The 17,017-nt window shown below is 59.7% G+C and carries 13 protein-coding genes and 2 tRNA genes; 2 read left to right on the forward strand and 13 right to left on the reverse strand.

What is annotated here, in order from left to right; all coding sequences use genetic code 11:
* The 12 genes from GSM73_RS27695 to rnr all read right to left on the reverse strand — a co-directional run.
* Positions 1 to 2,000: transglutaminase family protein (locus GSM73_RS27695; RefSeq protein WP_372241404.1), on the reverse strand; the 2,000-nt coding region annotated here is incomplete at its 3' end.
* Positions 2,001 to 2,175: 175 nt separating this feature from the next.
* Entirely contained in the window at positions 2,176 to 2,637 is a 462-nt protein-coding gene (locus GSM73_RS21115) for a hypothetical protein (protein ID WP_107321465.1), read from the reverse strand.
* Positions 2,638 to 3,099 (reverse strand): hypothetical protein, encoded by a 462-nt coding sequence (locus GSM73_RS21120; RefSeq protein WP_047227322.1) that lies wholly within the window; start codon positions 3,097 to 3,099, stop codon positions 2,638 to 2,640.
* A complete protein-coding gene (locus GSM73_RS21125; RefSeq protein ID WP_047227321.1) occupies positions 3,099 to 4,016 on the reverse strand; it encodes a hypothetical protein in 918 nt (305 codons plus the stop codon). Before GSM73_RS21125 ends, GSM73_RS21120 begins: the two co-directional genes overlap by 1 nt.
* Positions 4,017 to 4,259: 243 nt before the next feature.
* Complete coding sequence (locus tag GSM73_RS21130; protein WP_047227320.1) at positions 4,260 to 6,560, reverse strand: YgiQ family radical SAM protein; 2,301 nt, start codon at positions 6,558 to 6,560, stop codon at positions 4,260 to 4,262.
* Positions 6,561 to 6,811: 251 nt separating this feature from the next.
* Positions 6,812 to 8,209, reverse strand: coding sequence for a replicative DNA helicase (gene dnaB, locus GSM73_RS21135; protein WP_027911801.1), 1,398 nt, complete (start codon positions 8,207 to 8,209; stop codon positions 6,812 to 6,814).
* A 136-nt stretch (positions 8,210 to 8,345) separates the two neighbouring features.
* On the reverse strand, positions 8,346 to 8,792 hold the full coding sequence (gene rplI / locus GSM73_RS21140; RefSeq protein ID WP_047227319.1) for a 50S ribosomal protein L9: 447 nt from the start codon (positions 8,790 to 8,792) through the stop codon (positions 8,346 to 8,348).
* Between the two features lie 18 nt (positions 8,793 to 8,810).
* On the reverse strand, positions 8,811 to 9,704 hold the full coding sequence (locus GSM73_RS21145) for a hypothetical protein (protein WP_160893728.1): 894 nt from the start codon (positions 9,702 to 9,704) through the stop codon (positions 8,811 to 8,813).
* A 36-nt stretch (positions 9,705 to 9,740) separates the two neighbouring features.
* Positions 9,741 to 9,971, reverse strand: a complete 231-nt coding sequence (rpsR, locus tag GSM73_RS21150) for a 30S ribosomal protein S18 (protein WP_002551829.1) — start codon at positions 9,969 to 9,971, stop codon at positions 9,741 to 9,743.
* Between the two features lie 28 nt (positions 9,972 to 9,999).
* Positions 10,000 to 10,428: a 30S ribosomal protein S6 gene (rpsF, locus tag GSM73_RS21155; RefSeq protein ID WP_003186395.1), complete on the reverse strand. Its 429-nt coding sequence runs from the start codon at positions 10,426 to 10,428 to the stop codon at positions 10,000 to 10,002.
* Between the two features lie 301 nt (positions 10,429 to 10,729).
* Positions 10,730 to 11,497 carry a 23S rRNA (guanosine(2251)-2'-O)-methyltransferase RlmB gene (gene rlmB, locus GSM73_RS21160; RefSeq protein WP_107321462.1) on the reverse strand — a complete coding sequence of 256 codons (768 nt, stop codon included), beginning with the start codon at positions 11,495 to 11,497 and terminating at the stop codon, positions 10,730 to 10,732.
* Entirely contained in the window at positions 11,494 to 14,112 is a 2,619-nt protein-coding gene (gene rnr, locus GSM73_RS21165; protein WP_047227316.1) for a ribonuclease R, read from the reverse strand. The genes rlmB and rnr overlap by 4 nt, the downstream gene beginning before the upstream one ends.
* Positions 14,113 to 14,338: 226 nt before the next feature.
* Here rnr and GSM73_RS21170 point away from each other — a divergent pair.
* Positions 14,339 to 14,425: transfer RNA gene (locus GSM73_RS21170), tRNA-Leu, on the forward strand.
* Positions 14,426 to 14,600: 175 nt separating this feature from the next.
* Positions 14,601 to 14,687 (forward strand) — tRNA-Leu (locus GSM73_RS21175).
* 224 nt (positions 14,688 to 14,911) lie between these two features.
* On the opposite strand, the gene GSM73_RS21180 is transcribed toward GSM73_RS21175, so the two are convergent.
* On the reverse strand, positions 14,912 to 16,846 hold the full coding sequence (locus GSM73_RS21180) for a methyl-accepting chemotaxis protein (protein ID WP_047227315.1): 1,935 nt from the start codon (positions 16,844 to 16,846) through the stop codon (positions 14,912 to 14,914).
* Positions 16,847 to 17,017: the final 171 nt, after the last annotated feature.

Below are 17,017 nucleotides of genomic sequence, written 5' to 3' on the forward strand. Positions count from 1 at the left end.
GACGGCTGCACGTTAACCTCGATCACACCCGGATCGGGGGTGATGCGAAAGTTACTCAGGCGCGGGTCGCTCGGTGGCTCGTAGCCTTCCAACAGTACCGGACAATGCAGCTCCTCGGCTGTCGCTTCGATGGCGCTGACCAGTTCCAGATAATCCTCGACCCGCTCCAGGGGCGGCATGAACAGGTACAAACGCCCCTCGCGAGCCTCGGCACAAAACGCCGTGCGGGTCAGCCAGTCGGCGGATTCGTCGATCTGCGGGGCACGATCCTGCTCGGTTGCCGGCTCACCATGACGGGCCAGGCGTTCGGCATCGGGCAGCGCCGGCAGGTCCTGGTTCGGGTCGGTGGGATGAATGAAGGGGTATTCGGCCGCTGTCACCCAGGGCTGGGAAGCCAATGGCAGGCGGTAGCCCAAGGGCGAATCCCCCGGTACCAACCGGCAGTGACTATCGCGCAGGTACCATCGACCGCTTTGCCATTGATCGCCCTTGGCGGTACGCGCCAGCGGCAGGACCTGCCCGATCACTTTATCCAGGCCCTGACTGAAGACCTTGCGCAACCGTTCCCGCTCCAAAGCATCTTCCAGGCGGGGGTCCTGGGCCGTGACGTTCGATGGCAATGCACCTTCGCGCCAGAGGTAATAGAAATTGTCCTCGTAGGCTGGGAACACGAATCGCGCAGGAATTTTCAAACGCTCGGCAACGCTTGTCAGAAAGCGCCCGGCCATTTCGCCGTCGGCGCCGTAGTCCTGCTGCTCGTCGGCGATCAACGCACTGTTGTGCCAGATCGGCACTCCGTCACGCCGCCAATAGCAGTTGAGCGACCAGCGCGGCAACTGCTCACCGGGGTACCACTTGCCCTGGCCAAAATGCACAAGCCCCTGGGGCGCATAATGCTTGCGCATGCGCTGGAACAGCTCGGCGGAGAGGCGACGTTTGTCCGGCCCCAGCGCGGCGGTGTTCCATTCGGCGCCGTCCGGGTCATCAATCGAGACGAAGGTCGGTTCGCCCCCCATGGTCAGGCGCACATCGCCTTCCAGCAGGTCGGCATCAATTTTCCGGCCCAACGCCTGAATCGCCAGCCACTGCTCTTCGGTGTAGGGCTTGGTGACCCGTGGCGCTTCCCAGATCCGCTCGACGGACATTTCGTGGCTGAATTCGCACTCGCACGGTTCCACCAAGCCACTGATGGGCGCCGCCGAGGACGGATCGGGACTACAGGCCAACGGAATATGCCCTTCACCGGCGAACAACCCGGACGTCGCATCCAGGCCGATCCAGCCGGCACCGGGCAGGTAGACCTCGCACCAGGCATGCAAGTCGGTGAAATCCACCTCGGTACCGGACGGACCGTCGAGGCTTTTCACGTCGGCGGTCAACTGGATCAGGTAACCGGAAACGAACCGCGCGGCCAGGCCAAGGTTGCGCAACAACTGCACCAGCAACCAGGCCGAGTCGCGGCAGGATCCGGACGCATGCTCCAGGGTGTGCTCCGGGGTCTGGACGCCCGGTTCCATACGGATCAGGTAGTTGATGTCTTCGCTCAGGCGCTGGTTGAGCGCCACCAGGAAATCCACCGCCGGCAACGGCGTGCGGTCGATGCCGTCCAGATAGGCTTGGAATCTCGGCGTCAACGGCAGGGTTTCAAGGTAAGGCGCCAACTCCTTGCGCTCATCGGCGGCATAGGTGAACGGGATTTTTTCCGCGTAGGGTTCCAGGAAAAAGTCGAACGGATTGAACACCGCCATTTCAGCCAGCAGATCGACTTCAATGCGCAGCTCCCGGGTTCTCTCGGGAAACACCAACCGCGCCAGGTAATTGCCCTGGGGATCCTGCTGCCAGTTGATGAAGTGCTGATCGGGCGCGACCTTCAGCGCATAAGAAAGAATGCGCGTGCGGCTGTGGGCCGCCGGGCGCAGGCGAACGATCTGCGGACCGAGCTCGACAGCGCGGTCGTATCGGTAATGCGTGACATGGTGCAATGCGACGTGAATCGACACGACGTACCTCCTGCGAGCCTGGGCGTTATCGAAAGCGGCGCAAGACTTATGCCATGCAGGCAAGCCGGACACTTTCTTCGTCTACTCAAGGCAGTAGAGCACTAAAAGCGCGCGATGCTCGCATTCGGGTGCAAAGCTAAGCACATAAATGTGGCAGCGGTGGTAGCGAATCGACTCAACGCCGTGAGCGGGAGGCTTTGGCGGCCTGGATGAAGAGCTCGCGTTGGTGGCGGACTTCTACCAGTTTGCTGCGCATTTCGCGGTGACGTTTGCTGTTGAGCAATAGCAGCCCGAGCAATGGAAAAAACAGACCCGCCGCATAAACGAATCGATTCGGGCGATAACCAATAGTCGGCAAGACACACAACAGACAGACCACAAAAAGCCCGACAAACACCCAGACCCAACCCGCTCTGCCGCGCACGACCATAAAGTTGCTATGGACCAGAACCAACGTACAAATAGCAATGCATACAGCGGAAATTTTCGCTTGGCTCGACAACGTAGCGCGCACAAAAAAACTGTCGAGAAGAGCAAAGAGCGCCAGTAAACACGATATTTTCGCCACGAATATCGTTGCGATGAAGGTCGGAAAGTAGCGCTTCATAAAATGGATGAAAGTCGGATAGTTTTCCATCTAGCGTCCTTTCCTTTTCTTCTGTAAACGGACGGCAGACCTTATCGCCATACGCTCCTCGCGCAACTCCGACAATTTCTGGCGCATCTCTCGATGGCGCTTACTGTTGAGCAATAGCAGCCCCAGCAACGGGAACAACAACCCCGTCACATAGGCAAAAGGATGCGGCTTGTAGCCGTAGGTGGGGAGGACCGTGAAGAGACACGCCAGATAGAACACAACGATGGCACGAACACCCCATGACCGCCCCCTGATCATGACGAAATGGCTCAACGCCAAGAGCAGAGAGAGGATCAGCGCAACCAGAAAAGAATACTTGGCCCGTTCAGGATCGCCTCGAAAGTAAGTGCTAGAGACTAATGAAATTGAAGCGGAAACCGCGAAACAGGCTAGAAAAAAAGCGCAGATGAAGGTTGGAAAATAATGAGCGAGGAAAGCGTTCAATGAATGCTTGCGGTCCATTATTCAACTTCCTCATACAGCCCCACGGCAATTGTCTTCAGGTTCCCAGACAAGCTACTGCCCGTTAAGCCGATGGCTGCCCCCAGGGAGTCGCGAATCTGGGTCACGGTCGCGTGATTGATCTGGGTAGCCGTGAAACGCTTTGCAAGCGTCCCCGAACGCTGGCGAAGCTTTAATAGTTTGTTAGTCAGGCTTGGGTCCTTCAGTGTTAACAACTCTTTGGTCAATGCCTTTCTTTGCTGACGAGTCAAACCTTTGGAAAGCTCGTACCAACTCCTGCCAGTCGAGACCTTCCTCGCTTGCAAGAGTTTGAGCGTTGTTAAAGTGGATGCCCCGGCTCCCAGCAATGATGCGGCATCCAACACTGGCATTGCGTAGCGATACCAGTCCTCACTGTCCATATCATCATTAGCTGCTGGATCGTTGAGTTCGTTGTAGGTACGCATGCTCCCAACCACGCACTGCGCAGTACTGGCAGCGGCGGCGGTTGCCCCCACGGCTGTGACAACCAGGCTTGCACCCGCTGTAAATGGAACTGCGATCGTGCCACTGAAAACCACAATCCAGCCCAGAATGGCGCCAGCGCAGGATAACGTCGTATTGACAGCCTCTCCCACTAAACGAGACTCACGCGGGTTGTTCTTTACCTGATCAGCAAACTGAGCCGGCGCAATGTACTTCTGCGCCTCGCGCAAGATGATCCGCTTGGGCTTGATACTGCAAATCGGCTTGAACTCGCGCAGGGTCACCACGTTGAATTCGGCATCGATGTACACCACGCCAGCGCCGACGATACTGGGATCGGCGTCGATGGCCGCGAACAGGCGCGGCAGGTTGATCTGGCTTTCGATGCGTTGGCGGGCCATGAACTGGGAGGGGCTGTAGTCCATGCCGATACCCGGTAAAGGGGTACTCATATGAATCGTCCTTGAAAATCCGAGGGTGAGAACTTTATTGCCTGAGTGGCCGTGATTGCGGGCAAGCCGGGCTCTGCCAGGGCCAACACTGACATCTGTGGCGAGGGAGCAAGCTCCCGGTGTTTGGCTTTATTGCACGGAACTGACTGGCATTGGCGGTCGCCACGATAGCAAACGAGTAGCACAGCCGCTAGAAAGCAAAACGCCAGCTTTTAAGCTGGCGTTTGCAATGTGGCTTGGCGATCAGCGCGGTACGACTGGCTTGCGCGCCGGTTTCGGCCCTTTGCCCTTGGCGGCGTCCTTGCGCTCCTTGGCGGCCTGCTGGTTGCGGGCGAATGCCGCGGCCTTGGCCTGCTCGCGCTTGTCCCACGGGTTGCCGCCGTCGCTGGCGCGCGGTGGCAGACCGGTGTGCTGGGTCAGGATCTTGGTGGTTTCCTTGCCTACCTTGTGGCTGCCAGCCGGCGTCGAGTTCTTGCGACGGGCGCTCTGGTAGCTGTCGGTGGCTGGCTGGTGCAACGGAATCAATTGATTCTTGCCCGGCCCGATCAGGTCGGCGCGGCCCATGCGGGTCAGCGCTTCGCGCAGCATCGGCCAGCCCTTGGGGTCGTGATAACGCAAGAAGGCCTTGTGCAGGCGGCGCTGCTCCTCGCTCTTGACGATGGTCACCGCGTCGCTCTTGTAGGTGACCTTACGCAGCGGGTTCTTGCCCGAATGGTACATGGCCGTGGCGGTGGCCATCGGCGACGGATAGAACGCCTGCACCTGGTCAGCGCGGAAACCGTTGCCCTTGAGCCACAGCGCCAGGTTCATCATGTCTTCGTCGGTGGTGCCCGGGTGGGCGGCGATGAAGTATGGAATCAGGTACTGCTCTTTGCCGGCTTCCTTGGTGTACTTCTCGAACATCCGCTTGAATTTGTCATAGCTGCCGATGCCCGGTTTCATCATCTGGTTGAGCGGACCTTCCTCGGTATGTTCCGGGGCGATCTTCAGGTAACCACCCACGTGGTGGGTCACCAGTTCCTTGACGTATTCCGGCGACTCGACCGCCAGGTCGTAACGCAGGCCGGAGGCAATCAGGATCTTCTTCACCCCAGGCAATGCCCGGGCGCTGCGGTACAGCTGGATGAGCGAAGAATGGTCGGTATTGAGGTTCGGGCAGATACCGGGGAACACACAGGATGGCTTGCGGCACGCGGATTCGATTTCCGGGCTCTTGCAGGCAATGCGGTACATGTTCGCGGTCGGGCCGCCGAGGTCGGAAATGACGCCGGTGAAGCCCGGGACCTTGTCGCGGATCTCTTCAATCTCGCGAATGATCGATTCTTCAGAGCGGTTCTGGATGATCCGGCCTTCGTGCTCGGTGATCGAGCAGAAGGTGCAGCCGCCAAAGCAGCCACGCATGATGTTCACCGAGAAACGGATCATCTCGTAGGCCGGGATCTTTTCCTTGCCGTACGCCGGGTGCGGAACACGCGCGTAAGGCATGCCAAACACGTAGTCCATTTCCTCAGTGGTCATCGGAATGGGTGGTGGGTTGAACCAGACATCGACTTCACCATGCTTCTGCACCAGAGCACGGGCGTTGCCCGGGTTGGTTTCCAGGTGCAGCACGCGGTTGGCGTGAGCGTAGAGCACCGCATCGCCACGAACCTTTTCCACCGACGGCAGACGAATCACGGTCTTGTCGCGAGTCATGCGCGGGCTCGCCAGAATCTGCACGACCTTGGCTTCGCTCGGGTCTTCAACCGGACCTTTCTCTTGCTCGATGGCGCAGGCAGCGGTGTCCTGGGTGTTCACATACGGGTTGATGATCTTGTCGATCTTGCCCGGGCGGTCGATGCGGGTGGAATCGACCTCGTACCAGCCTTGCGGGGTGTCGCGGCGGATGAACGCGGTGCCACGGACATCGGTGATGTCTTCAATCTTGTGGCCATAGGACAGGCGCTGGGCGACTTCGACAATCGCCCGCTCGGCGTTGCCGTAGAGCAGGATGTCGGCGCAGGCGTCGATCAGGATCGAGTTGCGCACCCGGTCCTGCCAGTAATCGTAATGGGCGATGCGGCGCAGGGAGGCTTCGATACCGCCGAGCACGATCGGCACATGCTTGTAGGCTTCCTTGCAGCGCTGGCTGTAGACCAGGCTCGCACGGTCCGGCCGCTTGCCCGCCATGCCACCCGGGGTGTAGGCGTCGTCGGAACGGATTTTCTTGTCGGCGGTGTAGCGGTTGATCATCGAGTCCATGTTGCCGGCCGCGACGCCAAAAAACAGGTTCGGCTCGCCGAGCTTCATGAAGTCGTCTTTGGACTGCCAGTTTGGCTGGGCAATGATCCCGACGCGAAAGCCCTGGGCTTCCAGCAGCCGACCGATGATCGCCATGCCGAACGACGGGTGATCGACGTAGGCATCACCGGTCACGATGATGATGTCGCACGAATCCCAGCCGAGCTGATCCATCTCCTCCCTGCTCATGGGCAGGAACGGCGCGGGGCCGAAACATTCGGCCCAGTACTTGGGATAGTCAAATAACGGCTTGGCTGCTTGCATGTCGATGACCGGTATGAAAGATGAAAAATCGCGGGCGCGGAATATAGCACAAAAATTAACCAATTCCGACGGCTATGGTCGGAAATCGGTGGCGCACCGCACATCAAATGTGGGAGCGAGCTTGCTCGCGAAAGGGCCAGCACATTCAATGCATGTTCTGACGGTTACACCGCTATCGCGAGCAAGCTCGCTCCCACAGGGGAAGTGCAACCTTCTGGAGAAGGGGCTCGCTCCCACAGGAGCCAAACAGGTTACTCATCATCATCAAAATTGTAGCTACCCGGCGCCAGGTTCTCGAATCGGGTGTATTTACCGATAAAGGCCAGGCGAATGAAGCCGATCGGGCCGTTACGCTGCTTGCCGATGATGATTTCGGCGATGCCCTTGTGCTCCGTCTCCGGGTGGTACACCTCGTCACGGTAGACGAACATGATCACGTCGGCGTCCTGCTCGATCGCTCCGGATTCACGCAAGTCGGAGTTCACCGGGCGTTTGTTGGGGCGCTGTTCCAGGGAACGGTTCAACTGAGAGAGCGCCACCACCGGGCAGTTGAATTCCTTGGCCAGGGCCTTGAGGGAACGGGAGATTTCGGAAATCTCGTTGGTCCGGTTGTCGCCACTGGAGCCCGGAATCTGCATCAACTGCAGGTAGTCGATCATGATCAGCGCGATATCACCGTGCTCACGCACCAGGCGACGGGTCCGGGCGCGCATTTCCGAAGGGCTGATACCGGCAGTATCGTCGATGAACAGCTTGCGGTCGTTGAGCAGGTTGACCGCCGAAGTCAGGCGCGGCCAGTCGTCATCTTCCAGTTGGCCGGAACGGACCTTGGTCTGGTCGATACGTCCCAGGGACGAGAGCATACGCATGATCAGCGATTCACCTGGCATCTCCAGGGAGTACACCAGTACGGCCTTGTCGCTGCGCAGCACGGCGTTTTCCACCAGGTTCATCGCAAAGGTGGTTTTACCCATGGACGGACGGCCGGCGACGATGATCAGGTCCGATGGCTGCAGGCCGCTGGTCTTCTCATCGAGGTCGGTGTAGCCGGTGGACAGGCCGGTGATGGCGTTGTCGGTGTTGAACAGGGTGTCGATGCGGTCGATGGCCTTGGTCAGCAGATCGTTGACGCTCACCGGGCCACCGGTTTTTGGCCGGGCCTCGGCGATCTGGAAGATTTGCCGTTCCGCTTCATCGAGGATCTCGGCAGCGGTTCGGCCTTCCGGGTTGAAGGCGCTGTCCGCGATTTCGGTGCTGATACCGATCAATTGGCGCAAGGTCGCCCGTTCGCGCACGATCTGGGCATAGGCCTTGATGTTGGCGACAGACGGCGTGTTTTTTGCCAACTCACCCAGGTAACCGAGGCCGCCAACCTGAGACGTCTGGCCTTCCTTGTCCAATTGCTCGGCCAGGGTCACCACGTCGATCGGCATGTTCTGATCGGCCAATCTTGCGATGGCACGGAAAATCAGGCGGTGGTCATGTCGGTAGAAATCGCCGTCGGATACTTGATCGAGCACGCGTTCCCAGGCGTTGTTGTCCAGCATCAGACCACCGAGCACGGCCTGTTCGGCCTCGATGGAGTGCGGAGGCACCTTCAGGGCTGCGGTTTGCAGATCGTATTGCTCGGGAGCGGTGATTTCGTTCATGGCCACTTGATTCTTTTGGAAACGCAGGGGGTTTTGAAAATCAGCAATTGCAGAAAGACAAAGGGCACGACCTGTAAACAGGATCGTGCCCGATGTTACCGACTAGTACCCGAGGGTGCCAGCCGACAGGTATTGCTTAAGCTGCTACCACGACAACGCGTACGGTGGCTTCAACTTCGGCGTGCAGGTGCACGGCTACGTCGAATTCGCCTACGTTGCGGATGGTGCCGTTCGGCAGACGAACTTCGCTCTTCGACACTTCAACGCCAGAGGCGGTCAGTGCGTCAGCGATGTCGTGAGTACCGATCGAACCGAACAGCTTGCCTTCGTCGCCAGCGGTGGCAGTGATGGTCACTTCCAGCTCGGCCAGTTGGGCAGCACGGCTTTCAGCCGAGGTCTTACGGTCTGCTGCGGCTTTTTCCAGCTCAGCGCGACGCTCTTCGAACGCGGCCAGGTTGGCAGCGGTCGCAGCGGTGGCTTTGCCGTAAGGCAGCAGGTAGTTACGACCGTAACCGGCCTTAACGTTTACTTTGTCACCCAGGTTGCCCAGGTTGGTGACTTTTTCCAGAAGGATCAGTTGCATGTGAAAATCCTCTAACTTTTAACCTTCACCGTTCGCGTTGTCGGCGTCTTTCGGCGCCATACGACCGCGAAAATCAATCAGGCTGTCGACGATGGCCAGGACCACCAGCAACGGATAGATCAGCTGCATGAACAGCAACAACGTGACGTACAACCCCACCAGCCAGAACCTGGCCAGTCGCTTTTGCGCCACCAGCCCGTGAATCAGGGCCAGAGCGGCAAATACCAGCGGTACACTGCACAACGGCGTGAGCATGGCCATCTGCGGACCGAAGTTCGGCCCCAGAAGCATGCCCGCCAGCAGCAACATCGCCAGCCCAAGCGGGAAACGGATGGCGCGAAATTCGCGACCAAAACCACCCGGGTTGTACAACAACGCCTGCCAGTAGCGCCCGATAATCAGGCTCAGCACACTGACGATTTGTAACAAGGCCGCAATCAGGCCGGTCAGGACCGGTGCGATCAGGGACGCGAAACGCGCTTGCTCCTCTACCGACATCTGCTGGTAGAGATCACCGAGGGCCTCGGGCAGGATTTTTATCAAAGCCTGCGACAGCATCTCGATCTGGGGCGCGAAAGCCACCCCGAGCATCACTGAAAACACCACTCCCATCGCTATGCTGACCAGCAGCACGCGGTTCCAGGATTCGCTTGCGCGCAACACCAACGCCAGCGCCGAAGACCCCAGCAGCACCATCAGTGCCCGCGGGTCAGCGGAATACAACCACCAGAGCAAAGCCGGCAGCAGTCCCAGAGCAAGAACGCCAAGGGCGTCCTTCAATCCGCGCCGCAGGAGTACAAGACTCACCGCGGCAGCACCCAACCAATACAACAACGGCAATGCCGCGCATCCAGCCACTACCAGAGTGGCCTGCATACGACCGCGCATGATGAACTCAGCTAAGGCGCGCATGCATTCAATCCTTTGCTACGTGTCGACTGCCCGGTCTCAGCGGCCGTGGCTGTCGGTGTAGGCCAGCAGGGCCAGGAAGCGGGCGCGCTTGATAGCGGTGGCCAGCTGACGCTGATAACGAGCTTTGGTACCGGTGATACGGCTTGGAACGATTTTGCCGGTCTCGGATACGTAGGCTTTCAGAGTGTTGAGATCTTTGTAATCGATCTCTTTCACGTCTTCAGCGGTGAAGCGGCAGAATTTACGACGACGGAAGAAACGTGCCATGTGATTGGCTCCTTAAAAGGTCCGTGGATTACTCGTCAGCGTTATCGCTGTTGTCGCTGTCGCTATCGCTGTCATCGCCATCGGCGCTGTCAGAGTGCTCAGGACGGTCGCGACGCTCACGGCGCTCACTGCGGTTTTCTTCAGCCTTGAGCATCTCGGATTGGCCGGTGACGGCTTCTTCGCGACGGATGACCAGGTTACGGATCACTGCATCGTTGTAGCGGAAGTTGTCTTCCAGCTCGGCCAGGGCCTTGCCGGTGCATTCAACGTTCAGCATCACGTAGTGAGCCTTGTGAACATTGTTGATTGCATAGGCCAGTTGACGACGGCCCCAATCTTCCAGACGGTGGATTTTGCCGCCGTCTTCTTCGATCAGCTTGGTGTAACGCTCAACCATGCCGCCGACTTGCTCGCTTTGATCCGGGTGGACCAAAAAGATGATTTCGTAATGACGCATGAATGCTCCTTACGGGTTGTAGCCTGCCGCTCAAAAACGGTCAGACAAGGAGTGAATGACACTTATGGACTTGTGGACGCTAGACACATAAGTGCCTGCCATCACAGCAAGGGGCGCAATTGTAGAGAAGGGCCGAGGGCGGCGCAAGGTGATTGGTGATTATTTGAACAACCCCAATGTTTACCCACACAAACCATTGTGGGAGCGAGCCTGCTCGCGATGAGGGCGCTCCATTCAACATTTGCGTTGAACGGCACTCCGCTATCGCGAGCAGGCTCGCTCCCACAGGAATACAACTGGATCAGGATTTCTTGGCGGCCGCAGCAACCTTGACGCTACGCTGGCGCTGAGCCTCGAACAGGCACACGCCGGTCGCGACCGAAACGTTGAGGCTGCTGACACTGCCGGCCATCGGCAGCTTGACCAGGTAGTCGCAATGCTCGCGGGTCAGGCGCCGCATGCCCTTGCCTTCGGCCCCCATGATCAGGATCGTCGGGCCCGTCAGGTCCTGGTCATAAATGCTGACCTCGGCCTCGCCCGCCGTGCCGACCACCCACAGGCCACGCTGCTGGAGTTTCTCCAGGGTACGCGCCAGATTGGTCACGGCCACCAACGGGATCACTTCCGCCGCGCCACAGGCGACTTTACGCACCACCGGCGTCAACGTCGCCGACTTGTCTTTAGGTACGATCACCGCCAATGCACCCGCCGCATCGGCCGAGCGCAGGCAAGCGCCAAGGTTGTGAGGATCGGTCACGCCATCCAGTACCAGCAACAATGGCGCGCCTTCGGTGCGATCGAGCAACTCGTCGAGCATCGCCTCGCCCCAGACCTGGCTCGGGCTGACCTCAGCCACCACCCCCTGGTGCACACCTTCGACCCAGGCGTCCATTTCCCGCCGTTCGGCCTGGCCGACCGCTACGCGATTCTCGCCAGCCAGCTCGATCAGGGTCTGGACCCGCGGATCACTGCGGCCTTCCGCCAGCCAGATCTGCTTGACCCGCTTGGGATGGTGACGCAGCAATGCTTCCACGGCATGCACACCGTAGATTTTTTCCAACTGACTCATGACTTGGCCTTGGGTTTACGCGCCCCGCCGCTCTTGGCTGGGGCCGAGCCCGCTTTCGGCGGGCCTTTACGGTGTTTGCTCGGCTTGCCGGTCGCCTTGTCCGGCGCCGACCGTCCGGTCTTTCCCCCAGACGCCGCTTTACCGCCGCTCTTGGCTTCGGCGAGCAACGCCTGTTTCATCTCACGACTTTTGCGCAGCTCGGCGTTTTTTGCCGCCGCATCGCTTGGGCGATAGGCTTCGACGGCCTTTTCCTTGGCCGGGCCGCGACGCCCGGACTTGGCCGCAGCAGGCTCGGCGGCGGTTTTGGCCGCAGGCGCAGAAGTTTCAGTGCCGCGCTTCTTGCGGCCAATCGGCGCGCTGATGGTTTTTTCCGCCATCTCGAAGTCGATCTTGCGCTCGTCGAGATCAACGCGCATGACCCGCACTTCGACCGTATCGCCAAGACGGAAGCTGCGGCCGGTGCGCTCACCCGCCAAGCGGTGATGCACGGGGTCGAAGTGGTAGTAATCGCCCGGCAGCGCGGTGACGTGCACCAGGCCTTCGACGTAGATGTCGGTCAGCTCGACGAACAGGCCAAAACCGGTCACGGCAGTGATCACGCCCGGGAACGACTCACCCACGCGATCCTTCATGAACTCGCACTTGAGCCAGTTCACTACGTCACGAGTCGCTTCATCGGCACGGCGCTCGCTCATTGAGCACTGCTCGCCGAGTTGTTCCAGGGCCGCCTCGTCGTAGGGGTAGATGCGCGCCTTGGGAATGGTCATCGCACCGGCACGTTTGACGTGCGGGGTGTCCATCTTCGAGTGGATCACGCTGCGGATCGCCCGATGCGTGAGCAAGTCAGGGTAACGACGGATCGGCGACGTAAAGTGGGTATAAGCTTCGTAATTCAGGCCGAAGTGGCCCTGGTTATCGGCGCTGTATACCGCCTGGCTCAACGAGCGCAGCATCACGGTCTGGATCAGGTGGAAATCCGGACGATCCTTGATACTGGCCAGCAGGGCCTGGTAATCCTTGGGCGACGGACCGTCCTTGCCTTTGTGCAAGGACAGGCCGAGCTCACCGAGGAAGGCCCGCAGTTTTTCCAGGCGCTCCGGCGGCGGGCCATCGTGGACCCGGTACAGCGCAGGAATCTCGTGCTTCTTCAGGAACTCAGCAGTGGCGACGTTGGCGGCCAGCATGCATTCCTCGATCAGCTTGTGGGCATCGTTGCGCACCGTCGGACGAATCTCGGCGATCTTGCGCTCGGAGCCGAAGATGATCCGGGTTTCCTGAGTTTCGAAATCGATCGCGCCACGCACGTGACGGGCCGCCAGCAGCACTTTGTAGAGCGAGTACAGCTCTTTGAGATGCGGCACGACATCGGTGTATTCGCCACGAAGCTTGCGCGATTCGGCAAGTTTCGGGGTTTCCAGCATCGCGCTGACCTTGTTGTAGGTCAGACGGGCGTGGGAATGGATCACCGCCTCGTAGAAGCAGTAGTCGGTCATCTCGCCGGATTTGGAGATGGTCATCTCGCAAACCATGGCCAGGCGATCGACGTGAGGATTGAGCGAGCACAAGCCGTTGGACAGTTGCTCTGGGAGCATCGGTACGACGCGCTCGGGGAAATACACCGAGTTGCCGCGCACCTGGGCTTCGGCGTCCAACGCCGAGCCGAGTTTCACGTAGCTGGAAACATCGGCAATCGCCACGTACAGCTTCCAGCCGCCGGAGAACAGGCGCAGCTTGCCAGGCTTGGCTTCGCAGTAGACCGCGTCGTCGAAGTCCCGGGCGTCTTCGCCATCGATGGTGACGAACGGCAGGTGACGCAGGTCGATGCGCTTCTCTTTGTCTTTCTCTTCGACTTCCGGTTTGAGCTTGGCGGCTTCTTTCAGGACCGCTTCGGGCCAGACGTGGGGAATGTCGTAGGTGCGCAAGGCAACATCGATTTCCATGCCTGGGGCCATGTAGTTGCCGACCACTTCCACCACATCGCCCTGGGGCTGGAAGCGCGGGGTTGGCCAGTGGGTGATTTTCACCTCGACGAACTGACCGACCTTGGCGTTGGCATTGCGGCCCGGGGTGACCAGCACTTCCTGCTGGATCTTCGGGTTGTCGGCGACAACAAAGCCGATGCCACCTTCTTCAAAGTAACGGCCGACGATGCTTTCGTGGGCACGGGACACTACTTCGACGATCACGCCTTCACGGCGGCCGCGGCGGTCCAGGCCGGAAACCCGGGCCAAAGCCCGGTCACCGTCGAACACCAGACGCATCTGCGCCGGGCTCATGAACAGGTCGTCGCTGCCGTCGTCCGGGATCAGGAAGCCGAAACCGTCACGGTGACCGGCGATGCGGCCCAGGATCAGGTCAAGCTTGTCCACGGGCGCATAGGTGCCGCGCCGGGTGTAGATCAACTGCGCATCGCGCTCCATGGCGCGCAGACGGCGGCGCAGGGCTTCGAGCTGGTCTTCGGTGGTCAGACCGAACTCTTCGACCAGTTGCTCGCGGCTAGCAGGCGAACCCCGATCGGCGAGATGCGCCAGGATCAGTTCGCGGCTAGGAATAGGGTTTTCGTATTTTTCCGCTTCACGAGCGGCCTCGGGATCGAGGGACTGCCAATCGGCCATTAGAGAGTTTTCACCTTGTCTATATGCGGGTTAGTTTGGCATAGGCGTAATGAAACGGGAAATTTCAAGCATCCAATGCCTTTTTCTGAAGCCTTTTGACCCCTCTTGAAGCCCGGAAATGCACCGCTCGTGAAATTTAGCGGTTTTTTTCTCGTGAGGGGTTTACAGTTAAAAACACGCTCCGTATAGTGCGCGCCATCGACGACGCACACGCGTTGCCGATACTGCCCAGATGGTGAAATTGGTAGACACGCCAGCTTCAGGTGCTGGTGACCGCAAGGTCGTGGAAGTTCGAGTCTTCTTCTGGGCACCAATTTCGAGCGACAGATCAATGATCTGCCAGCTCCCCAAAAACCCGCGAAAGCGGGTTTTTGCATTTTCGGCCCCTGGAATCCGACTGGTAATTACTAAAACAAAAACAGGGGTTTACAGATCAAAACTCGCTCCGTATAGTGCGCCACATCGACAGCGGCAACGCTGAAGATGCTGCCCAGATGGTGAAATTGGTAGACACGCCAGCTTCAGGTGCTGGTGACCGCAAGGTCGTGGAAGTTCGAGTCTTCTTCTGGGCACCAATTCAAGCTTCAAGGTTACGGCCTTGAACTCACAAAAACCCGCGAAAGCGGGTTTTTGCGTTTCTGGGGTTGGCGATTTATTCGCTCACGACAAGATGCCTCTGAGCCACTGAAACCGCTATCGCGAGCAGGCTCGCTCCCACACGGGATCTCCAGCGCTCACAGATACTCTGTTCACAGTGGATCAATGTGGGAGCGAGCCTGCTCGCGATGAGGCCAGCCCATCAAGCCCGGAACTGCCCCAGGCTCGCCTTCAACTGCGCCGCCAGACTATCCAATACCTTGCCACTGGCCGTGGTCTCGACCACAGCCTGAGCCGCTTTCTCGGCCTGGGCGTGAATGGTTTCCACCCGCCCACGCACCGCTTGCGCACCTTGCGCCTGGTGAGCCGCCGCTTGCGTGGCCAGACCGATGGCCGCATGCACCTGCTCTACAGAGGTCTGTACCGACTGCTGCAAGCGCGCGCTGTCACGCAACACCAACAACCCCTCGCTGGCCTGACGCCCGGCCTGGCCGATGGCAGCCACCGCCTCGCGAGCGCCCTGCTGCAGCGCGACGATATGCGCCTGGATGTCGCCGGTCGAACTCTGGGTCTTGCTTGCCAGCGCCCGCACCTCGTCGGCCACCACTGCGAACCCACGCCCGGTTTCCCCAGCCCGCGCCGCTTCGATGGCCGCGTTCAAGGCCAGCAGATTGGTTTGTTCGGCAATGCCGTGAATGACCGTGAGCACCACTTCGATCTGCTCACTCTGTTGCGCCAGCCGCTCGATGACTTTTGCCCCCGTGTCGACCTGCCCGGCCAGCGCTTCGATCAATCCACCGACCTTGGCCGAGGTTCGGGTGTTTTCGTCGGTGGCCTTGCGAATCTCCACCACCTGCTGCAAGGCAGCCTGCATCGCCTGACTTTCCGATTGCGCCTCATCAGCCATTTGCGACAACGCTCGCAGGCTCTCGGCCACTTCATCACGCTGCATTCCGGCCGCCGCATCGGCACCGGAGTTACGCAAGGTCATTGCACCGATTTCCACACCGGTGCGCTGGGCCACATCACCCGCCTCTCGCACGATGGGCTGCAACTTATCCACAAAACGATTGACCGCCGAGGCCATCTCGCCAATTTCGTCCTTGCTGCTGATTTGCACGCGCTTGGTCAGGTCGCCCTCACCCGCCGCCAGATCGTTCATCGCGGCAATCAACAGCTTCAAACGATTGACCACTCGCCGCCCCAACACCACCGCCAGCAGCACCAGCACGCCAAACCCCACCAGCGCCAGACCCAGGCCGATCCGCCAGCGCAAAGTGCCCGCAGCGTCCTGCACGGTGGTGGCGGTGTTGGCCTGCATTTGCGTCGCGGTGGACTGAGCCGACTCCAGGCGCCCGCGCATTGCCGTGGCGCTGTCGGCTGCCGCCCCCTTGAGGCTATCACCCACCAACTGGTCACCACTGGCGATCAAGGCCGAGAAGCGCTGGTCCAACGCCTCCAGGTCAGCTTCAACGGAGGCCGTGGAAACGCCCATCAACACCTTGCCGATCTCTACGCCGTTGGGGTTGATCGAGGCCTCAAGGTAATACACCGAAGGGTCGTTCTTCGCCGCGTCCAACACCTTGTCCAGCGCCCGGTCGCCCTGGCCTTTCTCCAACAAAGCCTTGTTGATCGGGTTCTCCCGATTCAGGTAGCGAGTCAGGTGCTGGCCGGTGGCGTCGTCATAAATGACGAAGAGTACGTTGGGATTGCGCTGGGCCCGGCGGGCAAACTCAGAGAGGGCCGGCACGTCGCTGTCCCACATGGCGCGGGGCGCAACCGAAGCCAGGAGTTGCGCCATATCATTGGCAGAGTCCTTGAGCGATTTTTCCAGCGTCGCCCGCAACTGTGCCTGCTCATCCTTCAGCCGCGCAGATAAACCGGCGGTGAGGCGCTGACGAGTGCTGGCAGACAAGCTGTCCAGGCTCGACGTGACTTCACGCCCGGCCTGCTCCAGCTCGCCAGACAACTTCTGGCTGTCGCCGCCGAGCCGCGCCTCCAGATCAGCCTCCAGCGCAGTGACCGTGCTTCGCGTCAGCGCGACAGCGACCAGCACCTGCACCAAAAGGGCGACACCAAGAGTAACGAACACAGGCCGCAACAGGCGGCTTTGTAACAATGAGAGAACGGCCGACACAGGGAATCCCTCTACTAACGCCATTAATTTGATGGCACTTCACAAGAAGCACTTATTATTCATGGTGTATAGCAAGTGTCGTGCCGTCCGGCAGGCAGAAACGACAAAGGACCCAAACGAGGGTCCTTTGTGTTTTACATCAACGACTTATCAGGCAAACGGGTGACGCAG

Source organism: Pseudomonas sp. PICF6 (assembly GCF_009831705.1).
GTDB classification, from domain to species: Bacteria; Pseudomonadota; Gammaproteobacteria; order Pseudomonadales; family Pseudomonadaceae; genus Aquipseudomonas; species Aquipseudomonas rhizophila.